This is a genomic window from Mesorhizobium sp. M1D.F.Ca.ET.231.01.1.1 (assembly GCF_003999155.2).
Classification (GTDB): Bacteria; Pseudomonadota; Alphaproteobacteria; order Rhizobiales; family Rhizobiaceae; genus Mesorhizobium.
The window spans coordinates 576,028-596,913 of record NZ_RZOZ02000003.1 but is presented as its reverse complement, the minus strand read 5'-3'; the positions used below and the strand labels follow the sequence as shown (position 1 = coordinate 596,913).

General features: G+C 65.8%; 22 protein-coding genes. 15 read left to right on the top strand and 7 right to left on the bottom strand.

Annotation, left to right across the window (positions count from 1 at the left end):
• Positions 1 to 6: 6 nt before the first annotated feature.
• On the bottom strand, positions 7 to 723 hold the full coding sequence (gene rph, locus EN874_RS12425) for a ribonuclease PH (RefSeq protein ID WP_126086699.1): 717 nt from the start codon (positions 721 to 723) through the stop codon (positions 7 to 9).
• Between the two features lie 176 nt (positions 724 to 899).
• Between rph and hrcA the strand changes: the two genes are divergently transcribed.
• The 5 genes from hrcA to cysK all read left to right on the top strand — a co-directional run bounded on the left by hrcA (position 900) and on the right by cysK (position 5,577).
• Positions 900 to 1,976 (top strand): heat-inducible transcriptional repressor HrcA, encoded by a 1,077-nt coding sequence (gene hrcA, locus EN874_RS12420; RefSeq protein WP_126086698.1) that lies wholly within the window; start codon positions 900 to 902, stop codon positions 1,974 to 1,976.
• A gap of 34 nt (positions 1,977 to 2,010) precedes the next feature.
• Positions 2,011 to 2,208, top strand: a complete 198-nt coding sequence (locus EN874_RS12415; RefSeq protein WP_126086697.1) for a hypothetical protein — start codon at positions 2,011 to 2,013, stop codon at positions 2,206 to 2,208.
• Between the two features lie 131 nt (positions 2,209 to 2,339).
• Positions 2,340 to 3,689, top strand: coding sequence for a sorbosone dehydrogenase family protein (locus tag EN874_RS12410; RefSeq protein ID WP_127424994.1), 1,350 nt, complete (start codon positions 2,340 to 2,342; stop codon positions 3,687 to 3,689).
• A gap of 122 nt (positions 3,690 to 3,811) precedes the next feature.
• Positions 3,812 to 4,429 (top strand): LysE family translocator, encoded by a 618-nt coding sequence (locus EN874_RS12405; RefSeq protein WP_127424993.1) that lies wholly within the window; start codon positions 3,812 to 3,814, stop codon positions 4,427 to 4,429.
• A 167-nt stretch (positions 4,430 to 4,596) separates the two neighbouring features.
• Positions 4,597 to 5,577 carry a cysteine synthase A gene (gene cysK, locus EN874_RS12400; protein ID WP_126086694.1) on the top strand — a complete coding sequence of 327 codons (981 nt, stop codon included), beginning with the start codon at positions 4,597 to 4,599 and terminating at the stop codon, positions 5,575 to 5,577.
• A gap of 114 nt (positions 5,578 to 5,691) precedes the next feature.
• Here cysK and EN874_RS12395 read toward each other — a convergent pair whose 3' ends face one another.
• Together EN874_RS12395 and EN874_RS12390 are read right to left on the bottom strand one after the other, a co-directional pair.
• Entirely contained in the window at positions 5,692 to 6,939 is a 1,248-nt protein-coding gene (locus EN874_RS12395; RefSeq protein WP_127424992.1) for a DUF6596 domain-containing protein, read from the bottom strand.
• 10 nt (positions 6,940 to 6,949) lie between these two features.
• Complete coding sequence (locus tag EN874_RS12390) at positions 6,950 to 7,315, bottom strand: YciI family protein (protein ID WP_126086692.1); 366 nt, start codon at positions 7,313 to 7,315, stop codon at positions 6,950 to 6,952.
• A 258-nt stretch (positions 7,316 to 7,573) separates the two neighbouring features.
• On the opposite strand from EN874_RS12390, the gene EN874_RS12385 reads away from it, so the two are divergent.
• The 3 genes from EN874_RS12385 (at position 7,574) to EN874_RS12375 (ending at position 11,164) form a co-directional block, all read left to right on the top strand.
• Positions 7,574 to 8,533 (top strand): TAXI family TRAP transporter solute-binding subunit, encoded by a 960-nt coding sequence (locus EN874_RS12385; RefSeq protein WP_127424991.1) that lies wholly within the window; start codon positions 7,574 to 7,576, stop codon positions 8,531 to 8,533.
• A gap of 160 nt (positions 8,534 to 8,693) precedes the next feature.
• Positions 8,694 to 10,790, top strand: a complete 2,097-nt coding sequence (locus EN874_RS12380; RefSeq protein ID WP_127424990.1) for a TRAP transporter permease — start codon at positions 8,694 to 8,696, stop codon at positions 10,788 to 10,790.
• Complete coding sequence (locus EN874_RS12375) at positions 10,787 to 11,164, top strand: DUF1850 domain-containing protein (RefSeq protein WP_127424989.1); 378 nt, start codon at positions 10,787 to 10,789, stop codon at positions 11,162 to 11,164. The genes EN874_RS12380 and EN874_RS12375 overlap by 4 nt, the downstream gene beginning before the upstream one ends.
• A 98-nt stretch (positions 11,165 to 11,262) precedes the next feature.
• Here EN874_RS12375 and EN874_RS12370 read toward each other — a convergent pair whose 3' ends face one another.
• A complete protein-coding gene (locus tag EN874_RS12370) occupies positions 11,263 to 11,715 on the bottom strand; it encodes a DCC1-like thiol-disulfide oxidoreductase family protein (protein WP_127424988.1) in 453 nt (150 codons plus the stop codon).
• Positions 11,716 to 11,894: 179 nt separating this feature from the next.
• Positions 11,895 to 12,041, bottom strand: coding sequence for a hypothetical protein (locus tag EN874_RS12365; protein WP_127424987.1), 147 nt, complete (start codon positions 12,039 to 12,041; stop codon positions 11,895 to 11,897).
• Positions 12,042 to 12,431: 390 nt separating this feature from the next.
• On the opposite strand from EN874_RS12365, the gene EN874_RS12360 reads away from it, so the two are divergent.
• The 3 genes from EN874_RS12360 (at position 12,432) to ligD (ending at position 16,450) form a co-directional block, all read left to right on the top strand.
• The gene (locus EN874_RS12360) at positions 12,432 to 12,935 is read left to right on the top strand and encodes a ferritin-like domain-containing protein (RefSeq protein WP_126086686.1); all 504 of its coding nucleotides are present in this window, start codon (positions 12,432 to 12,434) and stop codon (positions 12,933 to 12,935) included.
• Between the two features lie 104 nt (positions 12,936 to 13,039).
• Complete coding sequence (locus EN874_RS12355) at positions 13,040 to 13,921, top strand: Ku protein (RefSeq protein WP_127424986.1); 882 nt, start codon at positions 13,040 to 13,042, stop codon at positions 13,919 to 13,921.
• A gap of 12 nt (positions 13,922 to 13,933) precedes the next feature.
• Positions 13,934 to 16,450 carry a DNA ligase D gene (gene ligD, locus EN874_RS12350; RefSeq protein ID WP_127424985.1) on the top strand — a complete coding sequence of 839 codons (2,517 nt, stop codon included), beginning with the start codon at positions 13,934 to 13,936 and terminating at the stop codon, positions 16,448 to 16,450.
• A 60-nt stretch (positions 16,451 to 16,510) separates the two neighbouring features.
• Here the strand turns inward: ligD and EN874_RS12345 are convergent, their stop codons facing one another.
• On the bottom strand, positions 16,511 to 17,185 hold the full coding sequence (locus EN874_RS12345) for a winged helix-turn-helix domain-containing protein (RefSeq protein ID WP_127424984.1): 675 nt from the start codon (positions 17,183 to 17,185) through the stop codon (positions 16,511 to 16,513).
• Between the two features lie 186 nt (positions 17,186 to 17,371).
• Between EN874_RS12345 and EN874_RS12340 the strand changes: the two genes are divergently transcribed.
• Positions 17,372 to 17,740 (top strand): NIPSNAP family protein, encoded by a 369-nt coding sequence (locus tag EN874_RS12340; RefSeq protein WP_127424983.1) that lies wholly within the window; start codon positions 17,372 to 17,374, stop codon positions 17,738 to 17,740.
• Complete coding sequence (locus EN874_RS12335) at positions 17,737 to 18,081, top strand: antibiotic biosynthesis monooxygenase (protein WP_127424982.1); 345 nt, start codon at positions 17,737 to 17,739, stop codon at positions 18,079 to 18,081. Before EN874_RS12340 ends, EN874_RS12335 begins: the two co-directional genes overlap by 4 nt.
• 165 nt (positions 18,082 to 18,246) lie before the next feature.
• Here EN874_RS12335 and mbfA read toward each other — a convergent pair whose 3' ends face one another.
• On the bottom strand, positions 18,247 to 19,230 hold the full coding sequence (gene mbfA, locus EN874_RS12330) for an iron exporter MbfA (protein WP_126086680.1): 984 nt from the start codon (positions 19,228 to 19,230) through the stop codon (positions 18,247 to 18,249).
• 170 nt (positions 19,231 to 19,400) lie between these two features.
• On the opposite strand from mbfA, the gene EN874_RS12325 reads away from it, so the two are divergent.
• On the top strand, positions 19,401 to 19,724 hold the full coding sequence (locus tag EN874_RS12325) for a hypothetical protein (RefSeq protein ID WP_127424981.1): 324 nt from the start codon (positions 19,401 to 19,403) through the stop codon (positions 19,722 to 19,724).
• A 149-nt stretch (positions 19,725 to 19,873) separates the two neighbouring features.
• Positions 19,874 to 20,851 (top strand): threonine/serine dehydratase, encoded by a 978-nt coding sequence (locus EN874_RS12320; RefSeq protein ID WP_127424980.1) that lies wholly within the window; start codon positions 19,874 to 19,876, stop codon positions 20,849 to 20,851.
• The last annotated feature ends 35 nt before the right edge of the window (positions 20,852 to 20,886 follow it).

Genomic DNA, 20,886 nt, shown 5'->3' with positions numbered 1-20,886 from the left:
GCGTCCCTATGCGACAGCCATCTGCTGCAGGCTCACCAGCCGCGAAATGCCCTTCTTGGCGAGCGCCATCAGCGCCGAAAACTGCTCTTCCGAGAAAGGCTCGCCCTCGGCGGTGCCCTGGATCTCGACGATGCCGCCCTTGCCGGTCATGACGAAATTGGCGTCGGTGCCGGCCGAGGAATCCTCCAGATAGTCGAGGTCGATGACCGGCTGGCCGTCATGGATGCCGCAGGAGATCGCGGCGACGTGGTCCCTCAGCACCTTGGAGACGCTGGCCATCTGGCGCGCTTCCATCCAGCGCAGGCAATCGTAGAGCGCCACCCACCCGCCGGTGATCGAGGCGGTGCGGGTGCCGCCGTCGGCCTGGATGACATCGCAGTCGACGGTGATCTGCTGCTCGCCCAGCGCTTGCAGGTCGACAACAGCGCGCAAGGAGCGGCCGATCAGCCGCTGGATCTCCAGCGTGCGGCCGCCCTGCTTGCCGGTCGAGGCCTCGCGCCGCATGCGCTCGCCGGTCGAGCGCGGCAGCATGCCATATTCGGCCGTCACCCAGCCCTTGCCGGAATTGCGCATCCAGGCCGGCACCTTTTCCTCCAGACTTGCCGTGCACAAGACATGCGTGTCGCCGAACTTCACCAGGCAGGAGCCTTCGGCGTGCTTGGAGACGCCGCGCTCGAAGGAGATGGCGCGCATTTCGTCGGGCTGGCGTTTGGAGGGGCGCATTCGGCCTTCTTTCCTATGGTTTTTGGAATCGTGGCCGGCTTGTAGACGCATGCGGCGCATGGCGCAAAGGAAAAGGGGGGCGCCGGGGAAAACCGGCCGGCTAACCGCAAACGGGACACCGGGTTGCGCCGGGTGGGCTTAAGTCTATATCTTTCAACAGGAGGTTCCTCGCCGGAATGAACAAGGCAGTCGATCCCGCTTCGCCCGTGCTGCAGTCGCTCGACATGCGCTCGCGCGACATTTTCCGGCGGATCGTCGATTCCTATCTGCGCGACGGCGAGCCGGTCGGCTCGCGCAGCCTGTCGCGCATCCTGCCCTCGTCGCTGTCGCCGGCCACTATCCGCAATGTGATGAGCGATCTCGAGCATCTCGGCCTGATCTACGCGCCGCACATCTCGGCCGGCCGCCTGCCGACCCAGACCGGGCTGCGCTTCTTCGTCGACGCCTTCATGGAGCTCGGCGATCTGTCCGACGACGAGCGCCGCGGCATCGAGGCGCAGGTGCGCGCCTCGGGCTCGGGCGCGACGCTGGAGCATGTGCTGACCGAGGCCAGCCAGATGCTGTCGGGCATGTCGCGCGGCGCCGGCCTGGTGCTCGCCGCCAAGAACGAGGTGGCGCTCAAGCACATCGAGTTCATCCAGCTCGAACCCACCAAGGCGCTCGCCGTCCTGGTGTCGCAAGGCGGCGATGTCGAGAACCGGGTGATCGACCTGCCGGCCGGCATCACCGTCTCGCAGCTGCACGAGGCCTCGAACTTCCTCAACGCCCATATCCGCGGCCGAACGCTCGCGGAGGCCCGCATCGAGATCGCCCGCATCAAGGACGAGACCAGGGCAGCCCTCGATACGCTGTCCCAGGATCTGGTCGAGAAGGGCCTCGCGGTCTGGGCCGGGGCCGAAAGCGGCCTGCCGGCGCGCCTCATCGTGCGCGGCCGCGCCAATCTCCTGGAGAACGTCACCGCCCAGGCCGACCTCGAATTGCTGCGCCATCTGTTCGAGGACCTGGAAACACAGGACGGGCTGCTGCAGCTTCTCGACCTTGCCGAGCAAGGGTCCGGCGTGCGCATCTTCATCGGCTCGGAGAACAAGCTGTTCTCGCTGTCCGGCTCGTCGCTCGTGGTCGCGCCCTATCGCGACAAGGACGCGCGCGTCGTCGGCGCGCTCGGCGTCATCGGCCCGACGCGGTTGAATTATGCCCGCATCGTGCCGATGGTCGACTATACTGCCCAATTGATTTCGCGCATGCTGAGCTGACGGAGCGGGCGGGATCGCCGCAAGGAGGGTGGAAATGGCGCTGGAATCGTTCAAGGCCCAGATCAGCCTGCTGCTCGAGGAGATGGTGAACCAGCCCAAGGACGAGCACGAGGTGCAGGAGCAGCTGCGCGAGAAGCTCAGGGAAATGCGCGCCATGGGCCTGCCGCTGCCGGCCGACCTGGTCGCGTTGGAAAAGCAGCTCGACGACGATCTCGACGTCGAAGACAGCTGAGCTGCGGTAATTTCCGTCAAATCTGCCTGCCTGCGCTTCTCTTTTGGGACGCCTGCCCGATATTTGCTGTCTGGTTGCGCCGATCGTGAGCTGATCGCGACTGGGCGCGTCGGCCGTTGACGGAGAACAGCATGATACGGATCGCAGGCCTGGCCGCCCTTGCCTTGCTCCTGGCCTCCGGCGCCTTGGCGCAGCAGGCCGGCCAGCCCTTGCTCACCGGCGAAAAGGCCTTCGGCGATTGGAAGGCCGACCGGCCAGGCGTCCGGCGTCTCATCAGGCCGGACGATCTCCAGCAGCCGAATGTCGCCGAATCCGCCTCGAACGGCGGCGGTGTCACCGATCGCCCCGAGGGCGCGAAGCCGGCTCTCCCGCCCGGCTTTACGGCCGGGCTCGTCGCGTCCGGCCTCGACAGTCCGCGTGTCGTGCGCGTGGCGCCGAACGGCGATCTCTTCGTCGCCGACAGCAGGGCGAACCAGATCCGCGTCTTCCGCCTGGCAGAGGGCAGCGCGAAGCCAGCCGAGAAATCGGTCTTCGCCAAGGGTCTGACGCGGCCCTATGGCATCGCCTTCTATCCGCCGGGCGACAAGCCGCAATGGGTCTATGTCGCCAACAGCAACAGCGTCGTTCGCTTTGCCTATCGCGACGGCGACCTCGAGGCTTCCGGCAGGCCCGAAACGATCGTCTCCAATATCCCGTCGAGCCACCACTGGACGCGCGACATCGCGTTCTCGCCCGACGGCAAGACGCTCTATCTGTCGGTCGGCTCCGGCTCCAACATCGCCGAGGATATGGGCGCCAGGCCGAAGGGCGGCCTTGAGGACTGGGCGAAAGCGCAGCCGCTCGGCGCCGCCTGGGGCGCGGAGGAAGGCCGCGCCGACGTGCTCGCCTTCGATCCCGACGGCAAGAACCGCAGGATGGTCGCCACCGGCCTGCGCAACTGCTCGGGCATGACCGTGCAGCCGGCGACGGGCGCGCTTTGGTGCGTCGTCAACGAGCGCGACGAGCTCGGCGACGACGTGCCGTTCGAATATGCCACCACCGTCAAGGACGGCGCCTTCTACGGCTGGCCCTGGTACTATATCGGCGGCAACGAGGATCCGCGCCACAAGGGCGCGCGGCCCGATCTCGCCCGCAAGGTCACGGTTCCGGACGTGCTGATCCAGGCCCATTCAGCGCCGCTCAACATCGCCTTCTACGAAGGCGGCAGCTTGCCGGCCGACTACAAGGGCGATGCCTTCGTCACCTTGCACGGCTCCTGGAACCGCAATATCCGCACCGGCTACAAGGTGGTGCGGCTGAAGTTCAAGGACGGCAGGCCGACCGGCGAATATGAGGATTTCGCCACCGGCTTCGTCATCGCGGACGACGCCGTCTGGGGCCGGCCGGTTGGCGTGGCGGTGGCTAAGGACGGCGCGCTGATCCTGACCGAGGACGGCAACGGCACCATCTGGCGCGTGACATACGGCGACGGCCGGTCCTGATCGGCCCGCTGGTGTAATCGAATCCTGCCGCAAGGGAATTAACCGGGCGCGAGGTTTGTGATATTGAGCCGCCGCTTCAGGATCGATCCCGGCGGAGGGATCGCGCGCTTAGGTCTCGAAACATGACGCTGACTGGATTTCTCGCTTACAGCGCCGCCCTCGGCGTCGCCGCCGCCATTCCGGGCCCCGGCGTGACGGCGCTTGTCGCCCGCGCGCTCGGCTCCGGCTTCCGCTCCTCGCTGGCGATGTCCTTCGGCCTCATGCTCGGCGATATCACCTACCTCACCGCCGTGGTGCTCGGGCTCGCCTTCGTCGCGCAGACCTTCGGCATGGTGTTCCTTGCGATCAAATGGGCGGGCGTCGCCTATCTCGCTTTCCTCGCCTGGCGCTTCTGGACCAGCGGCATCTCGCCCGAAACGATCGAGGCGCGGAACGGCAAGGGCGGCTTCGTGGCGAGCTTCATCGCCGGGCTGACGGTGACGCTCGGCAATCCGAAGACGATGATCTTCTATCTTGCGATCACGCCGACCATCGTCGACCTGAAGACGATCACCCCGGCCGATTACGGCATCCTGGTGGCGCTCACCGTCGTCGTGCTTTTCGTGGTGCTGGTGCCCTATCTGGCGCTGGCCGCCAAGGCGCGCTGGTTCCTGAAATCGCCGCGCGCGCTGAAGATTCTCAACCGCACCGCCGCCGGCTTCATGATGGGGGCCGCGGCGGCGATCGCTGCTCGTCAGTAAGCCGAGGCTTCGGCTATATCGCGACCTTCGGGACCCGGTGAGAGTTTTCCATCGTGGGGTGGTTTTCAGCAACCGCCCCACTCGGTTATTTTCGGCTGGCAGCCTATCTTGCGCGGCTGAAAGCCCTATTCTGTCTTGCCTATGCCACTGCCTTGGGAGCGAAACCAATGAACAAGCCCGTCACCTCCGCGCGCGTCCCCGGCCGCGGCCGCATCTTCAACTCGATCACCGAGACGATCGGAGACACGCCGCTGGTGCGGCTGGACAAGTTCGCCAGGGAGAAGGGCATCGTCGCCAATGTGCTGGCCAAGCTCGAATTCTTCAATCCGATCGCTTCGGTCAAGGACCGCATCGGCGTCGCCATGATCGAGGCGCTGGAGGAAGCCGGCAAGATCGCGCCCGGCAAGACCACGCTGATCGAGCCGACCTCGGGCAACACCGGCATCGCGCTGGCCTTCGCCGCCGCCGCCAAGGGCTACAAGCTGATCCTCACCATGCCGGAGACCATGTCGGTCGAGCGCCGCAAGATGCTGGCGCTGCTCGGCGCCGAATTGGTGCTGACCGAAGGGCCGAAGGGCATGAAGGGCGCCATCGCCAAGGCCGACGAGCTTGCCGCCACGCTCCCCAACGCCATCATCCCGCAGCAGTTCGAGAACCCGGCCAATCCGGAGATCCACCGCCGCACCACGGCGGAGGAGATCTGGAACGACACCAATGGCGAGGTCGACATCTTCGTCGCCGGCATCGGCACCGGTGGCACAATCACCGGCGTCGGCCAGGTGCTGAAGAAGCGCAAGCCCTCGCTGCATGTCGTGGCGGTCGAGCCGGAAGCCTCGCCGGTGCTTTCCGGCGGCCAGCCCGGTCCGCACAAGATTCAAGGAATCGGCGCCGGCTTCGCGCCCAAGATCCTCGACACCTCGATCTATGACGAGATCGTGCGAGTCTCGAACGAAGATTCGGTCGCCAATGCCCGCCTCGTCGCCCGCCTCGAAGGCGTGCCGGTCGGCATCTCGTCGGGCGCCGCGCTGCAGGCGGCGATCGTCGTCGGCTCGCGGCCGGAAAACAAGGGCAAGAACCTCGTCGTGGTGATCCCGTCCTTCGCCGAACGCTATCTCTCGACGATCCTGTTCGACGGGCTGGGCGCTTAGAGCAATTCCAGGAAAAGTGTGTAACGGTTTTCCGTCCGGAATTTCGTAAAAACAAATAGTTGGAACCGCTGTGGCCTGATTTCCCCCGAGGAACTCTCGAGGGGAGATTCGCCCTCAGTGCTGAACGAGCTTTCCCCGTTCGGCCTGCAGGAAACGCCGCAGCGCCGGGTCGCGCTCGAGGCCGATCGCCCGGTCGTAGGACTGGGCCGCGTGCTTCGTGTTGCCGAGCCTGGCCAGGAGTCCGGCGCGCGCGGCCCAATAGGGCTGGTAGTCCTGCAGCCGCTTGTCGTCGCCCAGCACATAAAGCGCCGCCAGTCCGGCCGCGGCGCCCTCGGTTTCGGCGATCGCCACCGCGCGGTTGATCGCCACCACCGGCGAGCCGGCGACGGAGAGCAGCGCGTCATAAAGCTGGCGGATCGCCGCCCAGTCGGTGCCGTGGCCGCGCCGGCGCGCCGTATGGGCGGACTGCACGGCGGCCTCCAGCTGGTAGCGGCCGATGATTGCCCTTTGCGCGGCGTGCCTGAGCAGGGCTTCCGCCTCGTCGATCAGCATGTCGTCCCAAAGCGCGATGTCCTGCTCGGCCAGCGGCACGAAATCGCCTTGCGGGCCGCGCCTCGCCGAGCGGCGCGCCTCGGCGAAAAGCATCAGCGCCAGCAGCCCGAGCGCTTCCGGTTCGTCCGGGATCAGCGAGGCGACCAGCCGGCCGAGCCAGATGCCTTCGCTGGCCAGGTTGCGCCGCCGGCTGTCGGTGCCGGTCGGATCCGACCAGCCCTCGGCGAAAGTGGCGTAGATCGCTTCGAGCACGGCATCCAGCCGATCGCTCAGCTCCGCCTGCTCCGGCACCCGAAACGGAATCCCGGTCTCGCGGATGCGCGCCTTGGCCCGCACCAGACGCTGGCCCATCGTCGCCGGCGAAACCAGGAAGGCCGAGGCGATTGTCGCGGCGTCGAAACCGAGAACCGTCTGCAGGATCAGCGGCGCGCGCACGCTCGATTCGATCGCCGGATGGGCGCAGGCAAACATCAGCCGCAACCTTTCGTCCGGCAGCTCCTCGCCGTTCATGCGCGCCTCCATTTCCTCGGCGATCAGCTTCAGATGATCGCGGGCGGCCTCGCCGGTCAGCCGACGTCGCACGGCGTCCACGTCGCGCCGGCGCGCCACCGCCAGCAGCCACGCTTCCGGCTGCGCCGGCACGCCGGTTCGCGGCCAGCGTTCGAGCGCGGCGGCGAAGGCGTCGGCCAACGCGTCCTCGGCGCCGGCGACGTCGCGCGTGCGGGCCGCCAGCCATGCGACCAGCTTGCCGTAGCTTTGCCGGGCGGCCGCTTCGGCCGCCGCCCGCGCGATCTCCGAGCGATCGTCCATCACCGGACCATTACGCGGCTATGTATTCGGCCATCTCCCAGATCGGCCGTACCTCGACCGTGCCGGTGCTGGCGGCGGGGCAGCGCGCCGCCCATTCGATGGCGGTATCGATGTCGGCCGCCTCGATCATGTAGAAGCCGGCCAGCTGCTCCTTGGTATCGGCGTAGGGCCCGTCGAGCACATTGGTCTTGCCGCTGGCCAGCCGCACCTGCGTGGCCGCCTGGGTCGGCCGCAGCCGCTCGCCGGCCAGCCACGCACCCGATTTGTGCAACGCTTCCGTATAGGCGCCATAGGCCGCAAGCACCTGCTGGGTCTGCTCCTTCGGCGCTTTCGCCATCGCGGCTTCGTCGTTGTAGATCAAAAGCATGTAACGCATGGGTCTACTCCCGTTTCGCTGAAGGCCGCATCGTCGCGGCCGACCTATGTCGCGTGGGCGCGGCCGATTTCGACAGCAGCCACAAAAATCTTTTCGCGGGCGCTGCCGCACGGCTGGGACCTGCGGCTCGCCTCGCGCACTCTCAACCATTGGTCTAACGCTTGCAATTGCGGGTTGGAATTTGGCGCCTCCTGTCTAAACTCCGAGCTTCGCGCTGGGAGGCGGTGCGGCGCGACTGTTTCAGGAGGAGGAAACCATATGCGCGATTTCAGGACGAAATTCGTTGCCGTCGGCGCTCTGGCGCTGTCGCTTGGCCTCGGCGCCATGTCGGCCGGGGCGCAGGAATTCATCAACGTGCTGACCGGCGGCACGTTGGGCGTCTACTATCCGCTCGGCGTCGCGCTGTCCGAGATCTACGGCAAGGGCATCGAAGGCGCCCGCACCCAGGTGCAGGCAACCAAGGCATCGGTCGAGAACCTCAACCTGCTGCAGCAGGGCAAGGGCGAGATCGCCCTCGCGCTCGGCGATTCCGTGAAGCGTGCCGCCGAAGGCAACACCGAGGCCGGCTTTCCCGGCAAGCTCGACAAATTGCGCGGCATCGCCGCCATCTATCCCAACTACATCCAGATCGTCGCCAGCAAGGAGTCCGGCATCAAGACGCTCGCCGATCTCAAGGGCAAGAGCCTGTCGGTCGGCGCGCCCGCTTCCGGCACCGAGCTCAACGCCCGCGCCATCTTCGCCGCCGCCGGGCTGAAATACGAGGATCTCGGACGCGTCGAATATCTGCCCTTCGCCGAATCGGTCGAGCTGATCAAGAACCGCCAGCTCGACGCCACGCTGCAATCGGCGGGTCTCGGCGTCGCCTCGATCCGCGACCTTGCCACCTCGGTGCCGATCAACGTCGTCGCCGTGCCGGCCGAGGACGTCGCCAAGATCGGCTCGCCCTATCTTTCGGTCGTCATTCCCAAGGGGACCTATGAGGGCCAGGCCGAGGATGTCGCGACCGCCGCGGTCGGCAATTTCCTCGTCACCAGGGCCGATGTCTCCGACGAGACCGCCTATCAGATGACCAAGCTGATGTTCGAGCATCTCGACCAGCTCGCCGCCGCCCACGCCGCCGCCAAGGCGATCGATCCGGCCAAGGCGCTCAACGGCATGCCGGTGCCGCCGCACCCCGGCGCGGAGAAATATTACAAGGAAAAAGGGCTCATCAAGTAACCCTCCCCCTTGAGCTGGCCGCAGGCCGGGAAGGGTCCTCGGCGACGCGCTCGATCGTCTGAGGCGAAGGTCGCGGCGGTTGCGGCGACCCTCCGGCTCGCTCCGCTCGGTACCCTCCCTCCAGGGACCCTCCAGGGAGAGGGACGTCAGGAACTCGTCAATGACCGAAACCCCGACCGTCATTTCTCCAACTGTCGAAGAGCCTCTTGAAGGCCTGCCGCCGGGTTTCGGCGAAGGCATCGCCGGCAAGGCGGCCTTCCTGATCGCCGTCGCCTTTTCCGTCTTCCAGATCTACATCGCCGCCTATGGCAGCCTGCCCAGCCAGGTGGTGCGCGCCATGCATGTCGGCTTCCTGCTGCTGCTCGGCTTCGGCCTGATCGCCAATCTGCGCGCCGCCGGCATGCCGGCGAAGGCCTTGTTCTGGACGCTTGGCGCGCTGGGCTTCGCCACCGGCCTCTACAACTGGATATTCTACGCCGACCTCATCCGCCGTTCCGGCTTCCTCACCACGCCGGACCTGATCGTCGGCGCCCTGCTGGTGGTGCTGGTCTTCGAGGCGGCTCGGCGGCTGATGGGGCTGCCGCTCGCGGTCATCGCCTTCCTCTTTCTCGCCTATTGCTTCGTCGGCAATCACCTGCCGCCGCCCTTCATCCATCGCGGCTATGATTTCGCGCAGCTCGTCGACACCTTCGCCTTTGGCACCGAGGGCATATACGGCACGCCGGTCTATGTCTCGGCGGCCTATATCTTCATCTTCGTCGTCTTCGCCGCCTTTCTCGAACGCGCCGGCATGATCGCGCTGTTCAACGATTTCGCGCTCGGCCTGGTCGGCTCCTGGCGCGGCGGCCCGGCGCAGGTCTGCGTGCTCTCCTCGGCGCTGATGGGCACCATCTCCGGTTCGGGCGTCGCCAATGTCGTGGCGAGCGGCCAGTTCACCATCCCGCTGATGAAACGCTTCGGCTTCCGCTCGGCCTTTGCCGGCGCCGTCGAGGCGACCTCGTCGATGGGCGGCCAGATCATGCCGCCGGTGATGGGCGCGGTGGCCTTCATCATGGCCGAGACGCTGAACATCCCTTACGCCGAGGTCGTGAAGGCGGCGATCATCCCGGCGATGCTCTATTTCGGCGCCTGTTTCTGGCAGGTGCATCTGGAAGCCGGCAAGGCCGGCCTGCACGGCATGGCCAAGGCGGAGCTCCCCAATCCCTGGGAGGCGGTGCGGCAACACTGGCCGCTGGTGCTGCCGCTTGCCGTGCTGGTCTACCTGCTCTTTGCCGGCTACACGCCGATCTTCGCCGGCACCATGGGCCTGGCGCTGACAATCGTGCTGATCCTCGGCACGCCGCTGGCGGCCTTGATCGGGCCGTTCGCCTTCCGCGTCGTCTTCTGGCTGGCGCTCGGGCTTGCCGCCGCCTCCTTCATGCGCTTCGGCGTCAACGTCCTGAGCCTCGTCATCGCGGCGCTCATCGTCGCCTGCGTCACCTTCAAGGGCGGCCGCGAGACGCTGCGCATCTGCGTCGATTCGCTTGCCGAAGGGGCGAAGAACGCGCTGCCGGTCGGCATCGCCTGCGCCATTGTCGGCATCGTCATCGGCACGCTGACGCTGACCGGCATCGCCTCGACCTTCATCGGCTGGATCATCTCCATCGGCGAGAACAATCTGTTCCTGTCGCTGGTGCTCACCATGCTCACCTGCCTGGTGCTCGGCATGGGCATCCCGACAATCCCCAATTACATCATCACCTCCTCGCTCGCCGGCCCGGCGCTTCTGTCGCTCGGCGTGCCGCTCATCGTCAGCCACATGTTCGTCTTCTATTTCGGCATCATGGCCGACCTCACCCCGCCGGTGGCGCTTGCCGCCTTCGCCGCTGCGCCCATGGCCAGGGAAAGCGGCCTCAAGATCGGCATCCAGGCGACCAAGCTCGCCATCGCCGGCTTCGTCGTGCCGTTCATGGCCGTCTATACGCCGGCGCTGATGCTGCAGGACGCCGGCCCGATCGCCGCCTCGTTCGGCTATCCGGTCGAGGTCGCCTACATCGTCGTCAAGGCCTGCATGGGCATCGTGCTGTGGGGCGCCGCCGCCGTCGGCTTCCTCGTCCGCCGCATGGCGTGGTGGGAACGCATCGTCGCCTTCGCCGCCGGCGTGCTCCTGGTCGCGGCGCTGCCGCTCACCGACGAGAGCGGCTGGGCGCTGGCGCTTGTCTGGATCGGCTGGCACTGCTGGCGCGCGCGCCAGGCGTCCGCAAGGGACGTTGCATGAGCCTCTGCATCCTCGCCGCCGGCAAGACGGTGACGCTCGCCGTCGCCGCCTTCACTTTGTCCTGGACGCATTCGGTGGAACGGACGCGCTGGCAGGAGGACTGGAAAGTCACGCCTGCCGGGCTGCAGGTCGTCGCGGCGCGGGTCAAGGGCTCCGGCGCCGGCATGGAACCGCCCGAGGGCTCGGTGCTGCGCGACGGCTGGTGGATCTATTCGCCCCGGATCGGACCCCAGCCGAGCCTGGTGCTCGCGGCATCCGGCGCCACCGGGGAAGGATGGACGCTCTGCACCGCCAAAGGCTGCCGTGTGCTGGGCAAGGCAGCGGGAGAGACGACGGTGCTCGAACCTTGCAACGGCACGAGCCAGCCGCGATAGTGCCCGGCAACCGGTCCGGAGCGTCGCCGAACCGCTCTAAGTATTTGCTTTTACGCAATTCCTGACGGAAAACCGATTCGCGTTTTCCCGAAATTGCCCTAGCCGATCAGCCGTTGCCGCAGTTCGGCGGACGGGATTTCGCAATTGTCCTTCCTGCCGAACAGCGCGTAGCGGTTCTTGGCGACGCGGTCATAGAGCCAGTCGCGCAGCGGCCGCGGCAGGACGAGCAGCAGCCTTGCGGCGCGCCACGGCCAGCCGAGCGCGGCCATGATGGCGACGAAACTGTCGAGCTTCGTGAAGGCCGCGCCGTCGATGATGGCGAGATTGGTTTCGTAATTGTCGGTTGCCAGGCCGTATTTGCGAAACAGCGCCTCGCCGAACGGCGATTGCGCCGTGGCGAAGCGGAAGCGCTTGTCGCGGTCGAGCTTGACGATCGTCTGGACGAAGCCCGAGCAGAACACGCAGACGCCGTCGAAGACGATCAACGGCTGGTCGGCGGCATAGGCCTGGCCTGGGATAAGGGGACGCTTCGGTTCGGCCAGGTCGGTCATGTCGGCCCCGGCTGCTTGTGCCTTCAGACACTAAGCCAGCCGGCGGCGGCGTCAAAGTCGCGGCGTTGTCGCACGTCTGCCGTCGGCGACGGCGGGGCGCTCGTCACGATAGGTCGTGGCGCGGGTGTCGGCGGCCGGCTTGCAGATCCGGCTATTGTGGCGGCTGTCGAGCATGACGATCAGTTCGTGCCGATGCCGAGCGAGTTGCCGCGCCGCGCGCAGGCCGGACCGGGACCGCGCATGTAGTAGCGCTCGGGCCGATAGGTCGGCGCGACGAATTCGCGGATGGCGGCGGCATAGCCGGCGATGTGGTTCCAGAAGTTCATTTTACCTGTCCCTGTCCCGTTTTCGGATGTCCCTTCCGAATTGTCCGAGAACATAGCGTCGAGGCGTGAATAGTCGGTGAACGCGATGTTAATTTCTGGTCCGAAACACGTTGCTTCGTGGCTGGAATGCGGCTGATTCGCGGTCTTTCCACGCCTTTTGTCGTGATTCCGGCTTGTGTGACTTTTGCATCACATATGTTTCGTCTCGATGTCGCTTCGACGCGGTTCTGTTTCACGTCCGGCCGCCACCCGGAAATTTCCTTGCGCATCCGGAAAGGTTCAGGAACCGGTCAGGAAGGGACACGTTGATTCCTTCGAGCCCGCGCGGCGAGGGCGGCCGCGCCGCCGATTGAATTTCCCGATCCGGACCAAGCTATGGAAGGCAAAGCCATGGGTTTCTTTTCGAAAGACATCAAGACGCTGGACGATCTCTTCATCCATATGCTGCGCGACATCTACTATGCCGAGAAGCAGATCGAGCGGGCCCTGCCGAAGATGATCGGCGCGGCGACCGATCCGCAGCTGAAGGCCGGCTTCGAAAAACACCTCGAGCAGACCAGGGGCCATGTCGACCGGGTCGAGCAGGTGTTCGAGCTGCACGGCGTCAAGGCCAAGGCGGTCAGCTGCCCCGCCATCGACGGCATCCTCGAGGAGGCCGATGAGGTGAGCGGCGATATCGACGACAAGGAGGTTCTCGACGCCGCGCTGATCGCATCCGCGCAGGCGGTCGAGCATTACGAGATGACGCGCTACGGCACGCTGATCGCCTGGGCCAAGCAGCTCGGCCGCAGCGACTGCGCCAACGTGCTGGCCAAGAACCTCAAGGAAGAGCAGGCGACCGACCGCAAGCTCACCGAGATAGCGCAAAACAGGATCAACCTGCTGGCGGCCTGATCGGCGATGCCGCAGCGACAGGCGCGGGCCTGCCGGAACCCAAGCGAGCCCCATCCGTTGCGATTGAGATCGCACCGCGCAGGAGTTCGCAGCAGGAGCTCGCAATGGCACCGCGCCCCGCCTGGAAGGGTTATCTGAAACTGTCGCTGGTCACTTGCGCCATCGAGCTGACCAACGTCGTCACCCATGCCGAGAAGGTTTCGTTCCGCATCCTCAACCGCAAGACCGGCAACACCGTCAAACGCATCTATGTCGATGCCGAGACCGGCAAGCCGCTGGAGGAAGGCGACGAGATCAAGGGCTATGAGGTCAGCGACGGCGACTTCGTCCATATCGAGGAGGACGAGATCGAGGCGGTGCAGATCGAGTCCTCGCATACGATGAGCCTCGACGGCTTCGTCGAGAAATCCTCGATCGAGCAGATTTATCTCGACACGCCCTACTATGTCTCGCCGGCGGACGAGGTGTCGGAAGAGGCGTTCGCCGTCATCCGCGACGCCATGGCGGCGAAGAAGATGGCCGGCCTCGCGCGCATCGTGCTCTATCAACGCGAGCGCCCTGTCGTCTTGGAACCGCTCGGCAAGGGCATGGTGCTGACGACGCTGCGCTACGACGACACCGTGCGCCAGCCCGAGACGGTCTTCGACGACATCAAGGCAACCAGGACCGATGACGAGATGATCGATCTCGCCCGGCACATCATCGACAGCAAGAAGACGAAGTTCGACGCCTCGAAGTTCGAAGACCGCTATGAGGACGCGCTGCTCGAATTGATCCGCGCCAAGAAGGCCGGCAAGAAGGCTCCCAAGGCCAAGGCGCCGCCGAAGCCGTCCAATGTCGTCAACCTGTTCGACGCTCTGAAGAAGAGCCTCAACGCGGAAGGCGGCGGCAAGGCCGGCAAATCTTCATCGAAAGCGTCGGCGCGGACGAAGGCCAAGGCCGCCGCGGCCGGTCATAACAAGCATAGAAGGCGCAAATCCGCATAGGAGCAGGATGCCATGGCCGGCCTCGAGCAGTATCAAGCCAAGCGCGACTTCCGCAAAACCGCCGAGCCGGCCGGCAAGGTGCCGCGGCATAAGACAGGCGAGGCCGGCGGCATCTACGTCATCCAGAAGCACGCCGCCACGCGCCTCCACTACGATTTCCGGCTCGAGCATGACGGCGTGCTGTGGAGCTGGGCGGTGACGCGCGGCCCGAGCCTCGATCCGCACGAGAAGCGGCTGGCCGTGCATGTCGAGGACCACCCGATCGACTACGCGTCTTTCGAGGGCATCATTCCGAAGGGCGAGTATGGCGGCGGCTCGGTCATCGTCTGGGATGACGGCAGATGGATCCCGGAAGGCGATCCGGCGCAAGGGATGAAGAAGGGCCATATCAGCTTCGAGCTTGAAGGCTACAAGCTGCACGGGCGCTGGCATCTGGTCAGGCTGAAACCGCGCCGCGGCGAAAAGCGCGACAACTGGCTGCTGATCAAGTCCGACGACGCGGCCGCCCGTCCCGGCGAGGACATCCTCAAGGACGAGCCGCAATCGGTGAAGTCCGGCCTCACCGTCGAGGAGGTCGGCGCGGGCAAGGCCGCCAGGGGCGCGAAGCCGAAGGTCTGGCACTCCAACAAACCGGCCGCCCGCAAGGCAAAGGCCGGCCGCGCCAAGCGCCTGGAGTTCATCGAGCCGCAGCTCGCAACGCTGGAAAAGAACGCGCCCTCCGGCCACGACTGGCTGCACGAAGTGAAATTCGACGGCTATCGCATGCAGGCGCAGATCGCCGGCAGCGACGTCAGGCTGCTGACCAGAGCCGGCCTCGACTGGACGGAGAAATTCGAAGGCCCGGTCACCGCGGCGCTTGCCGGCCTCAAATGCCGCGACGCCGTCATCGACGGCGAGATCGTCGTGCTGGCCGACAGCGGCGTGTCGTCCTTTCCGCTGCTGCAGGCCGATCTCTCCGCCCGTCGCACCGACCGCTTCATCTACTACGTCTTCGACCTGATGCGGCTCGACGGCAAGGATCTGCGCCGCGAGCCGCTGGTCGAGCGCAAGCACGCGCTGGCCGAGCTGCTCGGCGAGCAGCCGCAGAATTCGGCGCTGCGTTTCAGCGACCATTTTTCCGAGCCGGGCAAGGTGATACTGCAGCATGTCTGCCGCATGGGCCTCGAAGGCGTGGTGTCGAAGCGCGCCGACGCGCCTTACCGCAGCGGACGCGGCCTCAGCTGGATCAAGTCGAAATGCACGCTGCGCCAGGAATTCGTCATCGGCGGCTACCTGCCTTCGGACAAGACCGGGCGCGGCCTGCGCTCGCTGCTTGTCGGCTATTATGAAGGCGGCAAGCTCAACTATGCCGGCCGCGTCGGCACCGGCTTTTCCGGCAAGGTGTTGACCGATTTGAAGAAGAAGCTCGACCGCCTGGAGGCGAAAGACTCGTCCTTCTCCGGCGCCGTGCCCAAGGGCAAGGGCCTGACCTTCGTCAAGCCTGAGCTTGTCGGCGAAGTGGAGTTCCGCAGCTGGACATCCGACCGTATAATCCGCCACGCCTCGTTCCAGGGGTTGCGTGAGGACAAGCCGCCGGAGGAAGTCGTGCAGGAAAAGCCGAAGAAGACCGGCGGCAAGGCCGAAGCAGGATCGGGCGGCGACAGGGCCGCGCCGAAGGCCTCGGCTGGAACGGCGATGACCTCGATAAAGCTCTCGCATCCCGACAAGCTGCTGTGGCCCGACGAAAAGGTCTCCAAGCAGGACCTGCTCGACCACTATGCGCTGGTCTGGCCGCGCATGGAGCCGTTTGTCGTCAACCGTCCGCTGAGCCTGGTGCGGGCGCCCGACGGCATCCACGGCCAGCGCTTCTTCCAGAAGCATGCCTCGCCCGGCATGAGCGACAGGATCGCCAGGATGAAGGATCCGACCGATGGCGAGGAGATCCTGTTCATCAAGGATTTCGACGGGCTTGCGGCGCTCGTCCAGTATGGCGTGGTCGAGGTCCATATCTGGGGCTCCACCATCGACCAACTGGAAAAGCCGGACCAGGTGATCTTCGACCTCGACCCGGATGAAGGCGTCGATGTGAAGATGGTGCGCCAGGCGGCGCTCGACATTCACAAGCAGCTTGACGAGCTGTCGCTGCCGAACCTGGTCAAGACGTCCGGCGGCAAGGGCTATCACGTGCTGGTGCCGCTCAAGGCGTCGGCGGACTGGGACGAGGTCAAGGACTTCGCCCATGACTTCGCCCGCGCCTTGGAGCAGGCAGCGCCGGACCGCTACACGGCGACGCTGTCGAAGAAGGCGCGCACAGGAAAAATCTTCGTCGACTATCTGCGCAACGGCAGGGGCTCGACCACGGTGGCGCCCTACTCGTCGCGCGCCAAGAAGGGCGCGACGGTGTCCATGCCCGTGACCTGGCCGGAGCTTGAAAAGGGTCTCGCGCCCAACGCCTTCCCGCTCGGCGACGAGACGACGCTGGGCGAGCTGAAGAAAGCGGACCCGTGGAAGGATTTCTTCACGCTGGGGAAGGTGCTGAAGCGGGGGTGAGCCTAGGCGCCGGCAGGCCAGAGGGGGGCGCTGTCCCGCCAGCATCGCGAGATTGTCCGCCTAAGCCAGAAACACCCTCTCGAAGTCCTGCTTGCCCTTCGGCGAAAACACCACGGCGCGGCTGTCCTTGTCGCGCCGCGCCCATTTCTCGGCGATGACCTTGTCGAGGATGGCGGCGCCCAGCGCGCCGGCGAGATGCGAACGCCGCACGCTCCAGTCGAGGCAGGCGCGGCACACCGGCCGCCTGGCTTTGCTGTCGATCGCGATACCCAGCGCGGCGAAATGCGAAAAAGCCGACGGTGAGAGCCTGATCTCGTTCCCCTCGCGCAGCAGCAGCTTCCTGTCGACGAGGCGGTCGAGCATGGTCACCGCCTGCTCGCCGGCGAGGTGATCGTAGCAAACGCGGGCCACGCGCATGGCCGCGTCGCGCGGGCCGGGCCGCACACGCCTGGGGCCGACCGCCTCCGCGACGCCGATGATCGCCTCGATCATGCCCGCGACCTGCGGGCCGGCGAGGCCGTAATAGCGATGGCGACCCTGGCTCGCGAGCGTCAGCAATCCGCCATCCATCAGCTTCGACAGATGCGAGGAAGCGGTGGGCAGCGACACGCCGGCCTCCAGGGCCAGTTCCGATGCGGTCAGCGCCGTGCCGCCCATCAGCGCATTGAGCATGTTGGCGCGGGCCGGGTCGCCGACCAGGCTGGCGATGCGCGCAATGTCGGGTCCTTCACGCATAGTTCGATCCTTATCGAAGCATTCCGGTGAGAGAAGCACTATTCTCGGGTCGGCTCAAGGAGCGCGGCGAACGCTCCTGACAGGAGAATGCCTAGCACACCGAGTGAAGCGATGTTTCGACCGCGGTCGAACCGTCGTCGCCGCAAAGCCAACCGACCCAGGAAGCCAACCGACGGGGAGACCGAAATGACCATCACCTGCTTCATCCGCTATGAGATCGATCCGTTCGGCAAGGCGGCTTTCGAGCAGTATGCGCGGGCCTGGGGGCAGGCGATCCCGCGCTGCGGCGCCGAGCTGATCGGCTATTTCGCGCCGCATGAGGGTTCGGCCACGATCGCCTACGCCGCCTACAACATCGAAAGCCTCGCCGCCTACGAGGCCTATCGCGCGCGCCTTGCCGCCGACCCCGCCGGCAAGGCAAACTACGAGTTCGCGCGGCGCGAGAAGTTCATCCACAAGGAAGACCGGATCTTCCTCAGGCTGGCGTCGGGGCCGCATGGCCCCCGGAAGGTTTTCGATACCAGCGTAACGGTCAAGGAAGGGATAGAGGCATGATCGCTGTCATCTTCGAGGTCGAGCCGGCGGAAGGAAAGCGCGATGCCTATCTCGGCATCGCCGCGGAGCTCAAGCCGCTGCTCGAGGGCATCGACGGCTTCCTCTCGGTCGAGCGCTTCCAGAGCCTCACCGATCCGAAGCGCGTGCTCTCGCTGTCCTTCTGGCGCGACGAGGAAGCGGTCAAGGCCTGGCGCAACACCGAGGAGCACCGGCAGGCGCAGCAGGCGGGTCGCGGCGGAATCTTTGCCGGCTATCGTCTGCGCATCGCCCATGTCGTGCGCGACTACGGGATGACGGAAAGGGACGAGGCGCCGCAGGACAGTCGGGCCGTGAACGGCTGAGCACAGTTTCTCCTTCTCCCCTTGTGGGAGGTGGATCGGCGCGTTAGCGCCGAGACGGATGAGGGGTGTTCCAGCGGAGTGAGACGCTGGCGTTTCCTGGAGCACTTCTCATCCGTCGCCTTCGGCGACACCTTCTCCCACAAGGGGAGAAGGGAAAGTCGGCGCTCACGCATTCCCGATCAGCACACCCGCCCCGAACACCAGCGCGCCGCCCAGCACCACCTGGAAGGCGGCGCGCCAGAACGGCGTCTGCATGTAGCGGTTCTGGATGAAGGCGATCGCCCAGAGCTCGAAGAACACCACGATCGCGGCGACGATCGTCGCCGTCCAGAAATAGGGGATGAGGTAGGGCAGCGCGTGGCCGAGCCCGCCCAGCGTCGTCATGACGCCGACCGTCAAGCCGCGCTTCACCGGCGAGCCGCGGCCCGACAGCTTGCCGTCGTCGGAAGCCACCTCGGTGAAGCCCATCGAGATGCCGGCGCCGATCGAGGCGGCCAGGCCGACAAGGAATGTCTGGAACGTGGCGTGCGTGGCGAAGGCGGCGGCGAAGATCGGCGCCAGCGTCGACACCGAGCCATCCATCAGCCCGGCCAGTCCCGGCTGCACATAGGTGAGGATGAACTGGCGCTGCTCGGCGCTCGCTTCCTCCTCCTTGACCTCGCCCGGGACATGTTCCTGTTCGAGCTCATGCGCGGAATTCTCGTGGCCGAGCTCGGCCGCGGCCAGCTCGTCGAGCAGCTTCCGCGTCGAGGCATCGGTCGTGCGCTTGGCCGCCTCGACATAGAAGCGATAGGCCTGCCGCTCCATGTCCTCGGCCTGGCGGCGCACATGCTCGATGCCGAGCGGCCGCACCAGCCAGTCGGGCTTGCGCTCGTAATAGCCCCTCACATGCTCGCGCCGGATCAGCGGGATGCGCTCGCCGAAGCGCTTGCGGTGCAACTCGATGAGGGAATCGCGATGGCCGTCTTCCTCCTCCGCCATCGCCTCGAACACCTTGGCCGATTGCGGAAAGTCCTGCGCCAGCCCGTCGGCATAGGCGCGGTAGATGCGCCCGTCGTCCTCTTCGGAAGAAATCGCCAGCGCCAGGATCTCCTGCTCCGACAGCGAATCGAAGGAGCGGCGGCCGAAGCCGAAAACACGGGAAAGCATGAGGAAATCACCCTAGATTAGAATGGTTCTAAACTAGGCACTCGCGGGCGGAGGGTCAATCGCGGACGTCGTGTGGCGAGCGGAATTTGCCGATCCGGTGTTCCCGCTCTTCATTATTGCCGAATGTCCACCTATATGGGGTGGCCAGCCGAAATTTAAGGAAACAAGGCATGACGGACAAGAAGCCCCCGCACGCATTCGACCCGAAACCTGTTCTCGATCTCATCGCCGGCATCGAGGCCGACCTGCAGCGCCTGAAGGGCCTGGTCGAGCAGCAGGCCGAAAAATTCGATCCCGCCAATCCGCATAACAAGACGCCGGAAGGCAAGCTGACCGAGGAAGGCGTCGAATGCTGCTACCGCATGTTCGACGAGGGCAAGTCGCGCTACACGGTCGCCCAGCAGATGAAGATCTCGTTTGCCGCCGCCAGCCACCGCTTCAACGGCTGGCGCAAGCTCGGCGGCAAGAAAAGGACGCCGACGCTGCTGGGGTGAGGGGGCGCCGACAGGGCGCAATGTCGGCGCGAAGGAACGCCAACTTCCAAAGCTGCCGAACCAACCTTGTCCCCGTCACATTTTTTCGATGGCGCGCAGGGATAATTTCCGTGCACCATGGGCAGTCCCGTTCTTCGCGAGGCCACGCCATGACCACCATCCCCGGCATCTTCGACATCCACGCCGCCGCGGCGCGGCTTTCCGGCCTTGTCGTCGAGACTCCGCTCATCGAATCGCCTGAGCTCAACAAGCGCCATGGCGGCCGCATCCTGTTCAAGCCGGAGACGCTGCAGCGCACCGGCTCCTTCAAGATCCGCGGCGCCTACAACAAACTGTCGTCGCTCACCGAAGAGGAGCGCAGCCGCGGTGTCGTCGCCTTTTCCTCCGGCAACCACGCGCAAGGCGTCGCCGCTTCGGCCGCCATGTTCGGCATCCGGGCGGTGATCGCCATGCCCGTCGACGCGCCGGCGCTCAAGGTGGGCAATGTCCGCAGGATGGGCGCCGAGGTGGTGCCGTTCGACCGTTACAAGGACGATCGCATGGCTGTCGTGCGCCCCTATATCGAGAAGGGCATGGTGCTGGTGCCGCCCTTCGACGACCCGGCCATCATCGCCGGCCAGGGCACGATCGGGCTGGAGCTGATGCGGCAGGCGAAGGCGCTCGACGTCAGCCTCGACGCTGTGGTCGTGCCTTGCGGCGGCGGCGGGCTGTCGAGCGGCATTTCCGTCGCGGTCAAGTACGCCTCGCCGCAGACCGCCGTTTGGGCGGTCGAGCCGGAGCATTTCGACGACACGCGCCGCTCGCTCGCCAAGGGCGAAAGGGTCTCGAACGAGCCTGGCCACACCTCGATCTGCGATGCGCTGCTCACCGCCGAACCGGGCGCCATCACTTTCGAGATCAACCGCAAAAATCTCGCCGGCGCCATCGCCGTCTCCGACAAGGCCGCCGCGCAGGCGATGCGCGACGCCATGGCGTATCTGAAGCTGGTGGTCGAGCCCGGCGGCTGCGTCGCGCTGGCGGCGCTCGCATCCGGCCAGATCGACCTTGCCGGCAAATGCGTGGCGGTTGTGCTTTCCGGCGGCAACGTCGATTTCAGCACTTATGCGGAGATCATGGCGGCGGCCTAGAGCAATTCCAGGAAAAGTGTGTAACGGTTTTCCGT

Excerpts from the sequence above, each read along its gene's own strand:
- EN874_RS12395 (WP_127424992.1), bottom strand. The coding sequence starts at position 6,939 with ATGGACGATCGCTCGGAGATCGCGCGGGCGGCGGCCGAAGCGGCCGCC.
- EN874_RS12325 (WP_127424981.1), top strand. The coding sequence starts at position 19,401 with ATGACGGACAAGAAGCCCCCGCACGCATTCGACCCGAAACCTGTTCTC.
- EN874_RS12405 (WP_127424993.1), top strand. The coding sequence starts at position 3,812 with ATGACGCTGACTGGATTTCTCGCTTACAGCGCCGCCCTCGGCGTCGCC.
- EN874_RS12375 (WP_127424989.1), top strand. The coding sequence starts at position 10,787 with ATGAGCCTCTGCATCCTCGCCGCCGGCAAGACGGTGACGCTCGCCGTC.
- EN874_RS12355 (WP_127424986.1), top strand. The coding sequence starts at position 13,040 with ATGGCACCGCGCCCCGCCTGGAAGGGTTATCTGAAACTGTCGCTGGTC.
- EN874_RS12335 (WP_127424982.1), top strand. The coding sequence starts at position 17,737 with ATGATCGCTGTCATCTTCGAGGTCGAGCCGGCGGAAGGAAAGCGCGAT.
- EN874_RS12340 (WP_127424983.1), top strand. The coding sequence starts at position 17,372 with ATGACCATCACCTGCTTCATCCGCTATGAGATCGATCCGTTCGGCAAG.
- EN874_RS12410 (WP_127424994.1), top strand. The coding sequence starts at position 2,340 with ATGATACGGATCGCAGGCCTGGCCGCCCTTGCCTTGCTCCTGGCCTCC.
- ligD (WP_127424985.1), top strand. The coding sequence starts at position 13,934 with ATGGCCGGCCTCGAGCAGTATCAAGCCAAGCGCGACTTCCGCAAAACC.
- EN874_RS12390 (WP_126086692.1), bottom strand. The coding sequence starts at position 7,315 with ATGCGTTACATGCTTTTGATCTACAACGACGAAGCCGCGATGGCGAAA.
- EN874_RS12385 (WP_127424991.1), top strand. The coding sequence starts at position 7,574 with ATGCGCGATTTCAGGACGAAATTCGTTGCCGTCGGCGCTCTGGCGCTG.
- EN874_RS12320 (WP_127424980.1), top strand. The coding sequence starts at position 19,874 with ATGACCACCATCCCCGGCATCTTCGACATCCACGCCGCCGCGGCGCGG.
- EN874_RS12345 (WP_127424984.1), bottom strand. The coding sequence starts at position 17,185 with ATGCGTGAAGGACCCGACATTGCGCGCATCGCCAGCCTGGTCGGCGAC.
- mbfA (WP_126086680.1), bottom strand. The coding sequence starts at position 19,230 with ATGCTTTCCCGTGTTTTCGGCTTCGGCCGCCGCTCCTTCGATTCGCTG.
- EN874_RS12415 (WP_126086697.1), top strand. The coding sequence starts at position 2,011 with ATGGCGCTGGAATCGTTCAAGGCCCAGATCAGCCTGCTGCTCGAGGAG.
- hrcA (WP_126086698.1), top strand. The coding sequence starts at position 900 with ATGAACAAGGCAGTCGATCCCGCTTCGCCCGTGCTGCAGTCGCTCGAC.
- EN874_RS12360 (WP_126086686.1), top strand. The coding sequence starts at position 12,432 with ATGGGTTTCTTTTCGAAAGACATCAAGACGCTGGACGATCTCTTCATC.
- EN874_RS12365 (WP_127424987.1), bottom strand. The coding sequence starts at position 12,041 with ATGAACTTCTGGAACCACATCGCCGGCTATGCCGCCGCCATCCGCGAA.
- rph (WP_126086699.1), bottom strand. The coding sequence starts at position 723 with ATGCGCCCCTCCAAACGCCAGCCCGACGAAATGCGCGCCATCTCCTTC.
- EN874_RS12370 (WP_127424988.1), bottom strand. The coding sequence starts at position 11,715 with ATGACCGACCTGGCCGAACCGAAGCGTCCCCTTATCCCAGGCCAGGCC.
- EN874_RS12380 (WP_127424990.1), top strand. The coding sequence starts at position 8,694 with ATGACCGAAACCCCGACCGTCATTTCTCCAACTGTCGAAGAGCCTCTT.
- cysK (WP_126086694.1), top strand. The coding sequence starts at position 4,597 with ATGAACAAGCCCGTCACCTCCGCGCGCGTCCCCGGCCGCGGCCGCATC.